The sequence below is a fragment of the Vibrio sp. 378 genome (genome assembly GCF_033339435.1).
On the sequence record NZ_JAWOUO010000771.1, the window covers coordinates 1 to 611 of the forward strand.

Annotated in this window: 1 protein-coding gene; it reads left to right on the forward strand. The window is 43.4% G+C overall.

Going from position 1 to position 611, the window contains the following annotated elements:
- Positions 1–131 precede the first annotated feature (131 nt).
- A complete protein-coding gene (locus R7Q48_RS28760) occupies positions 132–482 on the forward strand; it encodes a rhodanese-like domain-containing protein (protein WP_025506177.1) in 351 nt (116 codons plus the stop codon).
- Positions 483–611 lie beyond the last annotated feature (129 nt).

Below are 611 nucleotides of genomic sequence, written 5' to 3' on the forward strand. Positions count from 1 at the left end.
TAATAAAAATTTTTTATCGAACTAAATAAAATTATCTATCAAAAATTCTCATTCACCATCCGTCAGAATGAGTCTATGATGAAGGCTATTTTACGCAGTGGCACACATAGTTTGATAAGGATGACGAAAGAATGAAAAAGGCAATTTCTCTGTTTCTTGCAACGCTGAGCTTAGGGTTGCTCGCTCCTAATGTAGCGGCTTCTGAACGCGCGGAACAAGGATGGCAACTGATAGAGCAAGGCGCAATGATCGTCGATGTGCGCACTCCACAAGAGTTCTCTGAGGGGCATTTAGACAATGCGGTGAATTTCCCTCTATCTGAGCTTGATAAACATTTTAAAGACGTCAAAAAAGATCAAATGATCGTGCTGTATTGTCGCAGTGGTAACCGCTCGGGCCAAGCCTACCAATATTTGCAATCACAAGGGTTCACAAATCTGCACAATGCAGGCGGCCTGGAAGAGTTGCAAAACGCCCAATAATCCCTCGTTTTGTTACTACATGACTCGTTTTTCATCTGGAAAAACAGAGCGCGTTGCTGATTAGCGGCAACGCGCTCTGCGACTTCCCCTAGTTTTATGTACGTTGCTTAACTCCTTTTAAGCACACGC

Bases quoted from the DNA above. Each gene is read 5' to 3' on its own strand.
- R7Q48_RS28760 (WP_025506177.1), top strand. From the start codon at position 132: ATGAAAAAGGCAATTTCTCTGTTTCTTGCAACGCTGAGCTTAGGGTTG.